The sequence below is a fragment of the Acinetobacter sp. WCHA55 genome (assembly GCF_002165305.2).
GTDB lineage: Bacteria > Pseudomonadota > Gammaproteobacteria > Pseudomonadales > Moraxellaceae > Acinetobacter.
Map to the genome: position 1 here is coordinate 2,850,898 of NZ_CP032286.1, position 15,081 is coordinate 2,865,978.

General features: G+C 37.8%; 12 protein-coding genes and 2 pseudogenes. 2 read left to right on the forward strand and 12 right to left on the reverse strand.

From position 1 onward, the window contains the following. Window positions 1-173: 173 nt before the first annotated feature. From CDG62_RS16530 to CDG62_RS16540, 3 genes are read right to left on the reverse strand one after another with little or no spacing between them, the layout of a single operon-like run. Complete coding sequence (locus tag CDG62_RS16530; protein ID WP_087527542.1) at window positions 174-1,628, reverse strand: NAD(P)(+) transhydrogenase (Re/Si-specific) subunit beta; 1,455 nt, start codon at window positions 1,626-1,628, stop codon at window positions 174-176. Window positions 1,629-1,631: 3 nt separating this feature from the next. Continuing rightward, a complete protein-coding gene (locus CDG62_RS16535) occupies window positions 1,632-1,955 on the reverse strand; it encodes a proton-translocating transhydrogenase family protein (protein ID WP_004692331.1) in 324 nt (107 codons plus the stop codon). Window positions 1,956-1,966: 11 nt separating this feature from the next. Next, window positions 1,967-3,094, reverse strand: coding sequence for an NAD(P) transhydrogenase subunit alpha (locus CDG62_RS16540; protein ID WP_087527543.1), 1,128 nt, complete (start codon window positions 3,092-3,094; stop codon window positions 1,967-1,969). Window positions 3,095-4,157: 1,063 nt separating this feature from the next. Here CDG62_RS16540 and CDG62_RS16545 point away from each other — a divergent pair. After that, window positions 4,158-5,348 (forward strand): MFS transporter, encoded by a 1,191-nt coding sequence (locus CDG62_RS16545; protein WP_087527544.1) that lies wholly within the window; start codon window positions 4,158-4,160, stop codon window positions 5,346-5,348. A gap of 59 nt (window positions 5,349-5,407) precedes the next feature. Here CDG62_RS16545 and CDG62_RS16550 read toward each other — a convergent pair whose 3' ends face one another. Continuing rightward, a complete protein-coding gene (locus tag CDG62_RS16550) occupies window positions 5,408-6,052 on the reverse strand; it encodes a HEPN domain-containing protein (RefSeq protein WP_087527545.1) in 645 nt (214 codons plus the stop codon). Between the two features lie 333 nt (window positions 6,053-6,385). Between CDG62_RS16550 and CDG62_RS16555 the strand changes: the two genes are divergently transcribed. Further along, the gene (locus CDG62_RS16555; protein ID WP_087527546.1) at window positions 6,386-7,114 is read left to right on the forward strand and encodes an SDR family NAD(P)-dependent oxidoreductase; all 729 of its coding nucleotides are present in this window, start codon (window positions 6,386-6,388) and stop codon (window positions 7,112-7,114) included. Window positions 7,115-8,235: 1,121 nt separating this feature from the next. Here the strand turns inward: CDG62_RS16555 and CDG62_RS19755 are convergent. The 8 genes and pseudogenes from CDG62_RS19755 to CDG62_RS19700 all read right to left on the reverse strand — a co-directional run. Then, window positions 8,236-8,367 (reverse strand): hypothetical protein, encoded by a 132-nt coding sequence (locus CDG62_RS19755; protein WP_265936525.1) that lies wholly within the window; start codon window positions 8,365-8,367, stop codon window positions 8,236-8,238. Window positions 8,368-9,326: 959 nt separating this feature from the next. Further along, window positions 9,327-9,713, reverse strand: coding sequence for a type II toxin-antitoxin system death-on-curing family toxin (locus tag CDG62_RS16565; protein ID WP_005218292.1), 387 nt, complete (start codon window positions 9,711-9,713; stop codon window positions 9,327-9,329). Further along, window positions 9,710-9,889: a hypothetical protein gene (locus CDG62_RS16570; protein ID WP_005218293.1), complete on the reverse strand. Its 180-nt coding sequence runs from the start codon at window positions 9,887-9,889 to the stop codon at window positions 9,710-9,712. Before CDG62_RS16570 ends, CDG62_RS16565 begins: the two co-directional genes overlap by 4 nt. Before the next feature lie 64 nt (window positions 9,890-9,953). After that, window positions 9,954-11,971, reverse strand: a pseudogene (locus tag CDG62_RS19800) (GmrSD restriction endonuclease domain-containing protein). Between the two features lie 13 nt (window positions 11,972-11,984). Further along, a complete protein-coding gene (locus CDG62_RS16580; protein ID WP_058868941.1) occupies window positions 11,985-13,394 on the reverse strand; it encodes a DUF262 domain-containing protein in 1,410 nt (469 codons plus the stop codon). Between the two features lie 42 nt (window positions 13,395-13,436). Beyond that, complete coding sequence (locus CDG62_RS16585) at window positions 13,437-13,649, reverse strand: DNA translocase FtsK (protein ID WP_058868940.1); 213 nt, start codon at window positions 13,647-13,649, stop codon at window positions 13,437-13,439. A 21-nt stretch (window positions 13,650-13,670) separates the two neighbouring features. Then, window positions 13,671-14,432, reverse strand: coding sequence for a PP2C family protein-serine/threonine phosphatase (locus CDG62_RS16590; RefSeq protein ID WP_087527559.1), 762 nt, complete (start codon window positions 14,430-14,432; stop codon window positions 13,671-13,673). 188 nt (window positions 14,433-14,620) lie between these two features. Next, a pseudogene (locus CDG62_RS19700) lies at window positions 14,621-14,811 on the reverse strand (Fic family protein); the annotation flags it as partial. Window positions 14,812-15,081: the final 270 nt, after the last annotated feature.

Consider the following 15,081-nt stretch of genomic DNA (forward strand, 5'->3'; position numbering starts at 1 on the left):
CAATTGCAAAATCAATGCCAGTGTTTCAACTCCCTAAAGATATTTAAAAATGAAACCAGATCTGATTTATGTTCATCTTGTTTTCTTATGGAAGAGATACACATCATCTTAGCAAAAGCTGTAAACATAAAAAAACCACCCGAAGGTGGTCTTTATACAATCCAGGAGGAGGATTAGTGTCCACCACCATTGATTGCTTTGGTCATATCTTCAACCACTTTCTTCGCATCACCAAAGATCATCATAGTTTTTTCGTTATAGAACAAGTCGTTGTCTAGACCTGCATAACCTGTCGCCATAGAGCGTTTGATGACCATAATAGTACGTGCTTTATGTGCTTCAAGAATTGGCATGCCATAGATTGGAGATGTTGGATCATCTTTCGCCGCAGGGTTTACCACGTCGTTCGCACCAATCACCAGTACCACATCTGTTGCAGGGAAGTCTGAGTTAATTTCATCCATTTCTAAGATATCTTCATATGCAACATCTGCTTCAGCCAAAAGTACGTTCATGTGACCCGGCATACGACCTGCAACTGGGTGAATGGCAAAGCGTACTTTTACACCTTGTTCTTTCAAGATTTCACACAGTTCTTTCACCGCATTTTGTGCACGACCTTGCGCCATACCATAACCCGGTACGATCACAACGCTGTCTGCATTTGACATCAAGAAACCAGCGTCATCTGCTGAACCAGAACGATGGTTACGCTGTGCTTGTTCGCCTTTGTCCGCAGAAGCTACCGCTGTTCCACCCATTGCACCACCAAACAAAACGTTGATGATTGAACGGTTCATGGCTTTACACATGATGTAAGACAGAATCGCACCTGAAGAACCGACCAGTGAACCCGCAACGATCAACATATTGTTTTCAAGTGTGAAACCAATACCTGCTGCTGCCCAACCAGAGAAAGAGTTCAAAAGTGATACCACGACTGGCATATCACCACCACCGACTGGTGCAATCCATACCCAACCGAATGCAAGCGCAAGTGCAGTCATAGCCCAGAATGCATTCATGTTGCCTGTTGTGAAGAAGTACACACCACATGCCAACATTGCAATGAAAATCAGCGCTTGTACAGGTTTAACCCATGTACCAGAAATGGTTTTTGCCCATTTTTTCGCAGCCAATTTACCATAAGCGAATACAGACGCTGTAAAGGTAATCGCACCGACGAAACAGCCCACGAACAATTCAAATAAATGAACCTTGCTCATGTGTGCATGTTGCACACCCGCAGCAGCTAATGCAGCTTCATTTTGTGCAAATAACGCAGTCAATTGGTTATTATGTAGAATTGCAGCAATTGCAATTAATACCGCAGCGAGACCCACCAAAGAGTGCATCAATGCGACCGTTTCAGGCATCTGTGTCATTGGAACAGTACGAGCACGGGCAATACCTACTATTGCACCCAGCACCATCGCACCGCCAATCATCCAAATCACAGGATGATCTGCCACGAAGAAGGTGGTCACTACAGCAATCGCCATCGCGATCATACCGTAACGGTTACCTTGAATTGCCGTCTTCGGACCAGATAAACCACGTAAAGTTAAGATAAAGAGGACAGCACCAATCAGGTAGAACCAATCCGCATAGTCTCGAATGAATTCCATATATTAGCCCTCTTTTTTCTTTTGCTTTGGCTTGAACATTTCAAGCATACGCGCTGTTACTGCGAAGCCACCGAAAATATTGATACTTGCCAAGAACACCGCAATTGCACCTAAGATGCTCACCACATTCACACTTTGGAATGCAACATTCGCATCAACACCAATTGCAGGAATTCCTACAGTTTGAATCATTGCCCCCACCACGATGATCGATGACAGCGCATTGGTTACTGCCATAAGCGGTGTATGTAGTGCTGGCGTAACGCCCCACACGACGTAGTAACCTACAAAGATGGCAAGGACGAAAATTGTAATTGTTTCAACCATGATCTATCTCCTTAACCACGCTTCAGCAGTACTTGACCGCCATGAGTTACTAGAAGGGCTTTTTGAATTTCTTCTTCAGGATTGATGGCAAAGTTTTTTTCTGCATCAAATAATGTATCTAAGAAGTTCAAAACATTTCGTGCATACAAAGCAGAAGCTTCAGTTGAAACTGTAGACGGAATGTTTGGAATCCCTAAAATGGTCACACCGTTGTCAGTCACAACATTTTCACCATTCTTAGAACCTTCAACGTTACCGCCTGTTTCAACCGCCATATCAAGGATGATTGAACCAGGTTTCATTTTGGCAACCGTTTCCGCTTTAATCAGACGTGGCGCATTGCGACCTGGTAAAAGCGCAGTGGTAATCACGATGTCAGCATTCGATACAGCTTTATCCACAATAATGGCTTGATCGCGGATATAGTCTTCGCCTGGCATCCAGCCATAACCATTTTTCGCAGCATCGGCTGCTTTTTGCTGTTCTTCCGCTGACATAGGTACGTCTAACCATTTGCCACCCAAAGACTCCACCTGATCTTTCGCCGTCGGACGTAAATCCGTTGCTTCAACCACAGCCCCCAAACGTTTTGCTGTCGCAATCGCTTGTAGACCTGCAACACCTACACCCATGATCACGACACGTGCAGGTTTTACAGTACCCGCAGCCGTCATTAACATTGGGAACATGCGCTGGTACTCAGCCGCAGCCAAAAGTACAGATTTATAACCTGCAAGGTTGGCTTGAGAAGACAACACATCCATGTTTTGAGCACGAGACAAGGTACGTGGCAGCAGCTCCAAAGCAAATGCAGACACTTGTTGTGATGCAAATTGATCAAGCTCCGTATTACGGTACGGGTCAAACATGGCAATAACCGATGTATTTGGCGCAAGCTTTTGAATTTCAGCACCCTGAGGGGCACGTACTTTTAAAATCATTTGGCTACCGGTATAGGCATCATCAGCCAACGTAGCACCGACTTGCTCATAAGCACTGTCGATATAAGCAGCTTTGACACCTGCTCTACGTTCAATCACTACACTATGACCAGCACTGATCAACTTTTTTACCGTTTCTGGCGTTGCGGCTACACGATTTTCACCGACGACAGTTTCGGCTGGAATTCCGATCTGCATGAGCGTCCCTCAAGCTAGTTTTTCTTAAAGTAAACATCACCCATTAGGTAATGTTTTCTCACAGGATGTTCTTATGAATTTTTGGATTCTAATGAAACTTTTTTAAAATACCACCCACTATTTATTTAATAAATACCCATATACTGAACTGGTGATTCATAAAAAATATTGCGTGATATTGCGTTTATTTGCTTTGAATCCGCTTAAAAAGTGATTTATTTCTATTCAAATTCTGAACGACAGATCCTTATACACCAAAATTTGCACTTTTTTTGTACAAAACCAAGTTCTATAATTCCTCAGTATTGATCTTTTTGACTAATCCTAGAATATGAACCACCACATTCACATTAACCCTAACCCATCATGCATCGAGCTTTCACATCTCCTGTCACGCAAACTTTGCAGACATTGACTTAAATGACAGTTTTTCCCCATTTATAAAAGCTTCGAATTGGCCTGTTCCTATTTTTCATCGATCAAAAATGCCAATGCTCAAAATTTAGCTCAACTCTAACGCGTATTTGAAATGGATCATCTAAAAATATAAGGAGGGGTTGATCACGTTTAACTAGATCTAAAAAGAGAAAAAACCAACAAAAATGTTTTTTTCATATTTTATCGGATGATAATGGCGCGCATTGGCATACAAACCCCAAGCAAAAATGCACCACAATCGAGCAAAAATACTCTAAATAGATGAATATTTCAGTAATTTATCCCAAATCTTTGATGTACAAGATGAGTAAAAATGATCGAATGCAACAATTTCATACAAAATAGACGACCATGTTCAGAATTTTTTAAAGATTTTTATTATTTTTTGACAGGAAATTCGAAATATCATCATCTTTTGATTGTATCGAACGAAAATGCTCATATGAAAATAAGTCATGCTATTTTCTATGTCTTTATCTTCGACCCATTTTTTATGCATACTTTTCTAGCCTGTTTTTAGGCTTTTGCCCCAGCTTCGTATACAATTTCTGAAGCGGTGCATCCTTTTAACTCAAGCACGATGTAAACCTCATTCTAAAAAATACTCCCTCTTCAAAGGCTCATTATGAATACTTCTTTCGACATCAGTCGAGACAAATCTCTGCTTTGGCTGATGGCAATTGTCTGTGGCTTATGTGCAGGGGCAAACTATTATTGCCAGCCTTTGATTTCCTCTATTCAGCAAAGCTTCCAAGCTCCAGAAGAACAAGTGGCTTTGACCGTAACCTTTGCGCAAGTTTCCTATGCTTTGGGTTTATTGTTTATTGTGCCTTTAGGCGACATGCTGAACAAAGCCAAACTGATTCCACTCCTGATGTTTGGGGCATCTGCTGGACTGTTTATCTGCGCGATATCCACCAACTTATCGATGCTTTGGCTGGGCACTATTATTACTGGACTCTTTTCTGTTGCAGCACAAGTATTGATTCCCCTGGCCACGGTGGCAGTCAAACCTGAAAAAACGGGGGAAGTGGTGGGTTTCCTCATGAGTGGTTTATTGGTGGGAATTTTAATGTCGACCAGTGTCGCTGGATTACTCTCAGACTTATGGCACTGGAAAATGATTTATGTGTTGAGTGGCATCGCCATGTTTGCTTTGGCTCTTCTGATGAAAGGAAAACTACCTCAATTACCAAAACTCAAAATTACCTATTTCGACATTTTTAAGTCCATGGGGAATCTCCTTCAACAAGAGCCTCGTTTGGTATTTCGTTCAATCACAGGTGGATTTGCTTTTGCTGCCATGAGCATGCTGTTTTCAACTATTGCTCTACTTTTAACCTCTGAGCCATTTCAACTTTCCGATGTCTTAGTCGGAGTGGTGACTTTGGTTGGCGTATTTGGTGCACTCTCCACCCAGTGGATTGGTAAATGGGCCGATCGTGGCTATACCCTGCTTTTGACTTGGGTCGGTTGCGGAACTTTAGCCCTCAGTTGGATGTTTCTATACTTAGGCGGAAGTTCACTCATCAGCTACATCTTCGGTTATGCACTAATTAACTTAGGGCTTGCAACCACACACAGTTGTAACCAAAACGTGATTTTCCGTTTACGTCCCGATGCGAAGTCGCGAGTGAACTCCATTTATATGACCTTATATTTTATTGGCGGTGCATGTGGCTCAGCACTAGGTGTCTATGCATGGCATCACGGTGGCTGGACTAGTACGTGTTTAGTCGGTATTACACTGGTAATGATGGCGGGTGTCTTTGCTCTGTTGGATACTCTGTATAGTAAAAGGCATGGTATTGCTTAATTATCAAAAAGGCAGTTGACTGAGTAAACTGCCTTTTTCTTTAGGCACTTTTTTTAGCACTAACTGACCTGAGCCACTGGATAAAAAGGTTTCCCCAAATCGAGGCTATCGGCATTTTCCAAAGCAATATACAAAAATGCAGGCAGCAAAGCCGATAAAATTTGACAGCCATCGTTTAGCAGCTTGCGGTTCAATGAACTCTTATAAGTTGCACCGCCATGCATCAGTTGATTTCTCAAGGTATATAAACGGTTAAACAGTACCAATAAAATATCGACCGAATGTTTCTGTTGTAGCGCTTTCGCTACTTTCTTCTTTTCTTGTTCAAGTTGAGCCTTACAGACCTCTAAAGCAATTTTCTTATTTTGATAGTCCCAATACCCTTGATAGGTATATTGGTTGTCTAAAAGACTACGAATAGGCTGACTAAACTTGTCCCATAAAATGCTATAAATTCTATGATCGACATCATTCTGGCAAATTAAATATAAGAACTGGTGTAAACTCTGTTTGTCCTGACTTTGCCCCAAGTCTTGCGCATATATCGCATTGAAAGAAATCCAGAGGCTGATAAATTGTAAATCGGGATCATGATCGAGCAGGAATGCCTGCTTCAACCAACTCAGCCCGCGATGTATTCTCAGATTAAACACATCACTCTGTTGTATTTTTTTAGTTTTAAAAATTTCTTCTAAAAGCAACATCGGCTTTTCCTATACTTTATTTTTCTATGTATTCAACATACTGAATGATTAAGCTAAATTCAATTGAATCCTGCTAGGACATAGTGATTGATAAATCCCACAAGCTCAGTATGAATGTTCTTTTGAAAAATAGAGCTATTCAATTTTTTCCATGCTTTGGTCGCCCTAGAGATCACTCATCCAACGATTCAGGTAAGCATTTAATACAGCCATTCCAAAGAATGGAAATCCCGTTGTTTTTATTTCCATTCTTTTCTACAGCAATATATAGCGCTAAGTTAAATGGCATCAATCAGGAAGAATTGATGCCACTTATACTAGGATAAAAAGATCATGGAAACATTTAACTCAAAGATGTTTGAAAATAAAATCGCCGTCGTGACAGGTGGCACATCTGGTATTGGTCAAGCCGTTGCAGTCGCATTTGCTGAACGTGGTGCAAAAGTATGGGCGCTTGGCTTACAAGCAACAAAGGCAGTTTTCCCAGCTGGTTTAGATATTGAAGCTGTCGAAATGGATGTCACCGATAAAACCGCTGTTGATGCTTTTTTCGCAAAAGTAGATCACATTGATACTTTATTCAACGGCGCAGGTATGGGTTCTGTCTCAGAGCACGAATTAGATACCTATAAAAAAGTGCTAGAAGTTAACCTCACCTCTGTTTTTTATATCAGTGAAGTCGCTGCTAAAGCCTTAGCTAAATCGGACAATCCATCGATCATTAACGTGTCTTCACTGTACGCGCAATTTGGTTCAGGTATTGCACCAGCTTACTCTTGTTCTAAAGGTGCTATTGATCAACTTACCTTCTCACATGCACTGAGCATGGCTCAAGCCAAAATTCGAGTAAATGCTGTTGCTCCGGGTTGGATCGATACGCCGCTTATCCAACCATTGAAAGATATGCCTGAAGTATTCAATGGCATTATGCAACGTTCTCCAATGCAGCGTTTAGGTAAGCCTGAAGAAATTGCTAACGTGGTAGTCTTCCTCGCGTCTGATGCAGCAAGCTTTGTAAATGGTGCGATAGTGAAAGTTGATGGTGCCTATTCAATTAACTAATACTTTATTGCAAAGGCTGATAAGGGCTTAAATCATAAGCCCTTTGCTTTTATAACGCTTAGCTACTAATGTTGAAATTTATCGTTTTCTTCGGATCAATCTTTTATATACTTTTCAAGATAAGGCCTTTTTCTGCTCATCTTCTAGTCATTGACTCAGACGTAGCCCCATTAAAAAAGACATCTTCATAAGCAATTCAGAGCTTTACGATATTTCGCATGAGTATTCCTGTTAATTACGCCTGTTTAAATAATCAAAAGCTGTCAGTTCTATTGCTTTTATATTGAAACGAGAGCAAAGCATAGGAGATGGATTGAAACAGTATGAATACATCCATCAAAATCCGATGTGCAAACTGTCGATTCGAGACCCACACATGCCCTGCATGCTCTTTAATTTGGTCAAGTACCGACCATATATTTACCTTCTCAAATGCGCATGAAAATTTATTATTTGAAGGCTGTGGTGCTAGGCACACAACATTAAATAAAAATAGACAGAAATATCTTTAGCATGAATACCGAATCAAAACATCCTTATTTTCTGGCTTTATCTTAACTAAATTTAGAGCAAGGCTTTCTCTCGTTGAATTTTTACCCTCAATTCTGAAGTATCCTGAGTTTATTCATATTTCAGCCTGTAGCAGAAGTCTTGAAATGGGCCAATGATCAGCTTGAATTTTAGCTAGCTCAGCTTCGAATAACTTATTGTAAATATTCAGTTGCTCTTGAGCATGATGGGCCTCATTAGGAAAGCGACCAAACCATTAGAATTTTCACATGATAATTCCCCTTATTCAGATATTATAAGGGACCCGCAGCCGAAGTTTCCAAATCTGGCGTAATATGGTTTTTACCAAACCAGCACGTATATAACCATTGCCTTGTAAGACTCGTCCAATGGTTGCTGTATCACATTGCATCATTGTATTGTAGTTTGGAAGTCCCGTCGCCCACTCCATTAAGAAAGCATTTCTGGTATCGTGATGATTTCGTCCAGTGAGCAGTGCTGCGCGAGAACAATTCAGAAATAGCAGTGGTATGAAACTCGTTATATTTTAAACATTGAGCAGCAAGCTTATCGAGATTTGGAGTTGGTACTAGACCACCAAAAGTAGAAGTTTAACCAAATCCGACATCATCGAGCAAAATCATCACTAAATTTGGCGCACCAGCAGGTGCTTCAGCATTGTGCTGCCAAAATAATGTAATAAAAAATTTTATACATCGTTCTAAATTTTCATTGTTAATCACAGCAACTACCGTGCTCAATTATTTGAATTGTAGTCCATTGTGATTGTTATTTTGCTCACTAAGCGAACCGCTTAGACGCATAAAGACTCCTCTTTAGAAAACCAAAGTTGCGATGAGACTATTTTCCACAAGTGAATAGTTGTGACATATCCATGTCTTCTAGTCACTGCAAATATTACTCATCTTCATTATTAGAAGTAAATAAAAAATATCCAAAATTTCCCTCAGTGCCTTGATATTTATAGGTAAATCGTATGTCACCCACCTTCCATTCAATCTTGTAACGACAACTGAAAACTGCCGCTATATTCCCAGTAGTTCATGTAACCGAAGACCGTCTCGTTATAAGCTTTAATTCCAGATCAAAAGTTCCCTTTACTTGCTCTAGTGTTCAGCAAAATGTACTGAATTTATTTTTATGGTAGTATTGCGCGCGATTGGCCAAAATTGAATTAAGCTTAAAGTAGCAGCGTACTCTCCCATATTCACATCGAATTTGATTCAGATATTGATCAATAGCAACTCGTTAAAGTCAGCTCAAGCTCCTGCTCTTTCTCCAACGAACTATCTGATTTCCTGTATGTTGATTGCACTTTTCTAATTCAATTTTTAGCTCCCACAAGCCACTTATGTAGTTTCAGAATGGTTAGGACAGCTCTTAACTCGTCCAAATGGGTTTACGTAATCTTTGACAGATTACATAGCACAGATTAAAGGCATGATTTTTAATGACTATTATCAAAAACATTGAAAACACTCAATCTCCGCGAATCAGTGTAGCCCCGATGATGGATTGGACGAGTGAAATTTTATTTATACTTTAAATCAAAAACTTATTAAAAAAATTTTAAATTTTAGGCGTAAAATAGGCGCAAATAACGTCCACATTTTGTCCAATTTTGCTGTTCTATTATTTTAATTTTGTTTGATTGTTATTTAACCTAAAAAGCTTCAATTCACTATATTTCTGAGAGCTCATACAAGAAATCTGAAACTTTTTGTGCAAGAATTTCATGATCATCCTGACTTTCAACAATATCCACCATTAAATCATCAAGCCCTGTATTATCTTGAATACTTACGCCTTGAATTTCAAGAAAAGTAAGCATTACAGCAAGGCCTGTGCGTTTATTCCCATCAACAAATGCATGTCCTTTTGATATTGCAATACCGTACCAAGCTGCTATTTCATAAAGATCATCAACCTGATTGTAATACATTTGTTGATCAATTCTGCTTAACACGCTTTCTAATTTATCAAGATGACACCCCTCTCGACCAACTCCTGTTTGCCTCAAAATTTCATCATGAACAGCGATTACAAATGTCGAATTGATAGTACTCATTTATAAGCTAACTCTTGAATTTCTTTCTTATGTTGTTGAATGACACGTTTTGCGCTATGCATTACAACACGCTTTGTTGCCTCGTTGTCATCAAACGGAATTGATAATAGTTGACCAGCCATTGCTGAACGTGGCTTTCTATTTTCAATTTTAAAATCACTTAAACGTTTAGTCATAGTTCTCTTCCTATCAGGTGTTTCTATATACGTTCATTTTAACATTGAATAGACTAACCGACACTCATTTCACAAAGTCTTGGTAATCTAACTCAAACAAATCAAGCATCTTTTTCTCGTGATCTAGGATTTGTTCTTTTTTCCAAACTTTTTCTTCTTCAAGCGTTTGAATCATCAAATACAATTTAAGGGTATCAATTTTACCCTTCCTTATCTCAGGCATAAAATAATCACGTTTAGCACTTGGCAAGCGATTCCCTATGCTTGAATTTTTACTTGAACTAATGAGACACAAGTTCCCAAAGCGATGTAAATTTTCATGATCTAATTTATCACGCTCTCCCTCTATCTGTTGTGCATAAAAATGCTCAACCGAACTCCGTTGCGTAAATTTAAAGTTTTTGATTACCTTATCATTGCTATTTTCTGCATCACAATAAATCAAGAAATCCAAATAGTTAAAGACAAAATTATTTTCAATATTGCCAAAGCTTAGTTTGGATTGATCAATTTTAAAATCATCAATTGTCTGATTGCCATAAATCAAATCAAAATAATCAATCTGTTTTTCATTTAGATACCGCTGAAAAATAAATTTTCTCGCTAAATGTTGTAATGCATTAAAATAGTCAGACACAGATTTATCTTTATTTTGATAAAGCCAATACAGTGCACCATTTAACCAATATTTATAAGACAAGGTGGGCGTGGATACATGAAATGCTGTCATCAATAAGAGAACTCTTTGAGCAATATCAGTATTATTTACCTCAAAAGTATTCACATAAGAACCTGTATTTTCATATCGTTTAAGTTTTTTATGCTCCAATCATCATGATCCGTAGAATAATCCCGTTTAACAATGTATTGATCAAATATAAATTTGCACTTCAGCAAGGTAAACATAAAACCTTTTACATTCTCAATAACCCTTTCATGCTCTGGGTTTCCCTGCCCTTTTAAAAGAATATGTTTTTCAAATTGATCAATCAGTTGCTTATCATCCAATGCCACTTTTTCATTACGGTTCGTTTGACTTAGCCAAATTTGTAAAACCTGTAATAAGAAATTCGGAAAATTGATAATACTGTTGAATCGTTCAGGCTTTTCTTCTTTTGTATCTTTATTTTTAATACGCTCAGGCACTTTTTTTAACATTTCAGAAATAGATTGAAAATTGCTTTTCGAATTTGTTTGTTCTTGTGATTCTATATTTCTGCTAAAAATTTTAAGTAAACTAGAAGCATTTTCAGGAACAAAATCACCCCAATCCTTTCCAAAAATCACATCACGCTGTGTTGTTGAAAAACCATATTGAACGTAACGCTCCATATTGGCAGTCGCGTTCCAAATACTCATAAATAGTGTCATGCTTGATGTTTTATCTGCTTCATCTTTGATTTGATTCAATACGCTCATCAATTTCGCTTTTAAAATTTCATGCTTTTCTAATTGTTCACCACGGTTATTCATAACCTCAAAATAATGATTGAGATCAGTATCTTTCGGAACTAAAACTTGTGCGATGACTACATTTTCAAATAAATATTTGCAAAAACCACTCAAACCGCCTTGATTGATCATTTTTTCGATTGCTCGTTGCAGCAACTCAAACCCCTGAACTAAATCGGCGTTATATTCGGATGATTTTAAATGTTGTAGATGATCGCCTCTAAGTAAAGCCTGAAAGGTTAAAGAAGACTTTGGACGACTTTCAAAGTCAAGATTGAATTGATTAAACCAAGACATATCAAGAACAATTTTTTCTTCTTTGGATAATCGTTTCAGGCAAATCGCTAACAAGGTTAAAGTGGTAAATCGTTGCTGACCATCGATAATTTCATAAGTGCCATCGCTACGCTCAAAAACAACCAACGTTCCAATATAATATTTTTTACTTCCTTGAGTCTGTCCTTGATTTAACTGATCAGGTTGCTTTTGATAATCTTGAATATCCAAAATTAACTGATCAATTTCTTTCTCACCCCAAGCATAATTACGCTGATACATCGGGATAATATAAGTCTGTTTATTCTCGAACAGGGCTTGAACCTTAAGCGCTTGGATTGACTCTGCTTTCATTCTGATGTTCCTGTTAGAGATAATTTAGTTCTTTAAATAAAGTGATCAAAGGCTCAACTTTAGTGCCTTCCTGTTTATCGACTATCGGGAGTGACCATCCGATTAGTTCACTTGGTGATTGAGCATATTTCAGTAAACTGAATATGTTCTTTTCTAAGACATAATTATCTATCGTTGCTAATTGCACCGAATATTGACTAATACGACAGCGATATGCCCAAATAAAAATCTTTTCAATCGCTTCTGATAACCGATCTGTAGCAAATTTATCGATATAAAAAATCAATGCAGAATCAAACAAGGTTCGCACATAACGATCCCCATCCCTATTTCTTGCATCATATGAATTCAATATTTTGATAATTCTATTTGCTCGATCCTGTAGTGCCGCACCAAATATATAGACCTTCTCAGACTGTTCTTGATGATCCACCACTTTACTAATCTGTTTTTCATAGTGCTCAACCATTTCAAAAAATCGACGACCATTAATGATCATTTGATCAAGCTGAAATGGGAAACTCATTTCTTGTCGATCTATTTGCCGTTGATATTGTGCGTTATAGTCATCAATAAAATAATGCGCTATGCGTAATGGTTCTAAATATGGATGATGGTCTGATTGCCCAAGATGAATACCTTTAAAAACATGCACATGATCTTTATTGAAAAATCTTGCGGACTTTCCTCTTGACCAAAGACGAATACGGAATAGATAGTTCGAAAATAACTTTGCCAAATGAGCCGAGTCTAAACTTTCCCAATGAGCAACAGTTTGGGCTTTTAAATGTTGCTCCTGTGCAAAAAATTCTCGTAGATGATAAGCTTTTAAAAGATCATGCGGTTCTAAATCACGGCCACGTGCATTTTGTGAATCAAAAAACTGAAATGCCTCTGAAATATCATCTAAAATAAAAACCGCAACCTGACAATTATTGAGTAAAAAATCAATATCTTGTTCCGAAAAGTTTACCGAAACGATCCGTTTAGCGGCATTAAAGTTCTGATAAATATTGTAATGGCTAATATCACTATTAAATTCTTGCACATCCATAAAGACATTAATTTGATTCGATATTTCATTCAAAACTGTTTTCAGATCCTCTCGTTCTAAATCTAATTCTTGCTTCTGAATAACCGCCCAAACAAGGAGTATTAAAGTTAAAGTTCGTTGTTGACCATCCACAATATTTATATTTTTAAGGCTCGTATTATTTTTATCACGGTGTAATACGATAGTACCCAATCGATATGCAGATTTATCTTTATGTTCCTGTATATCATTGACGAGGGCATTTAAATTTTTTTCTGTCCATTTGTAAGGACGCTGATAATCAGGAATTCTGAGTTGATCTAAAATTAAGAGTAATTCTTTTACTGACCAAATCCCTGTCTTAAATTGATCAACTTGATGCTGAGCCATAAAAAATTATCCTAAAAATAAAATTTTTAATTGTTAAAGTTGTTATTTCATACCTTGATGCAATTTATAGCCATACCCATAATCTAGAACAAAAGTTTTTGTAGATTCACAAACACTTACTTCAATTAACTGATTAAGTAGTTGTTCTGCATGAGAATACCCAATTAAAAAATGGCGTTGTAAACTCGATACAGAAACAACACCCACTTCCTTTGTGAATAATTTGGCACGTTCAAAAAGATCATCTGATTGCATAATTTCCCCATTCTCAATGAATTAAATTTTTGCTCGTACTAAGACCATGCTGACATTGTCATACGCCTGCTTTGAATCTAATGATGCTTTCATATTGAGCAACCACACTCGAAGCTCCATATTTACTTTTAAAGCAGGCCATTCCCTACACTCCATCACATCATGTACACCATCCGTACAGACCAACAAGACATCATTTTCAGTTAAGTATTCTGCTGTTGTTGTAAAATCCATCACTTCATGCAAGGGATCAGCACAAAAGTATTGTAATAATGCATCATAAATACTGGCATAGTTTTCTCCAGCTTTTACTTCGCCGCTTTCTCTTAACTGCTCAAGATAATTGTGATCTCTCGTCAAGCAGTGCCACTCTTGATCATGCTGACTAAACAAATAAGCTCGGCTATCACCAATATGTTGAATTGTCACAAAACCTTGTTCGCCATTATTTTGAATGAGTGCAAGTGTTGAACTGGCTCCAAAACTATTTTTTTGATGTGCTAATTGATCAACAAGATACTGCTGAATGGTAAATGCTTGACAAGTTTCTATCTTTTTATTTTGCGTTAAAGCATTTAAAACTGTATAGGCTGCTTGCTCAGCTACTGGACTATTGCTAATCCCATCCGCTACAGCAACACACCACTTTTCTTTTTCAGAATGGCTATATAGTTTAGTGATGAGTCCATCATGTTGAATAACTTTATTTTCAATCAAAATAGCATCTTGTTGATACTTTGACCTTGCCTTCCATGTCAGAGCTTGCATTTCAAAAGTACTCATCACATCGATCTCACACTTGGTAGTAATTTTCTTTTTACCAAAACTCGATAACACAATCAAGAAAAATCCAATCTAAGCAATTGATTAATAATAAATTATTTAATTTAAAAACTTACTTTACGCTTTTTAATTCTCATTCATGTCTAACTATTTAAGCAAAGGTGTAACAAAATATTTTTTTAATTAAATCATGGTTTAAGACGATACTTTTGCTTCGGACTTTTCGGCTTATCTGGAATGGTACGTTCAATCAAACCTGTTTCAGCAGGAGAGGATGTACGTCAGCTTGAGTGGTAGCATGATCGCCACCTTGAGCTGTTTCATTTGAACTAAGGATTGCATCTCAAATCATCTGCAAAATAAATTCTATAAATGGTGCTAAGTGTTTCAACAAACTTACTTATTCCCACGTTCAATTGCGATACGTTCAACACAACTAATACTGTCAATAATCAGTTTCTGAGAATCGATCTAGATTTGATAAATTGCTTTACGGTTAATTTTTTCCATAAGTCCTGAAATTCTTTACGCTCAAGGTTTTTGGAATTGATATGGTTAGTCAAATGCTTATGCTCATCTTCAGTCAACCAAATACCATAACCACACCATATTCTAAACAAGCTTAACACAGTCTTGTTAGTCACACTGA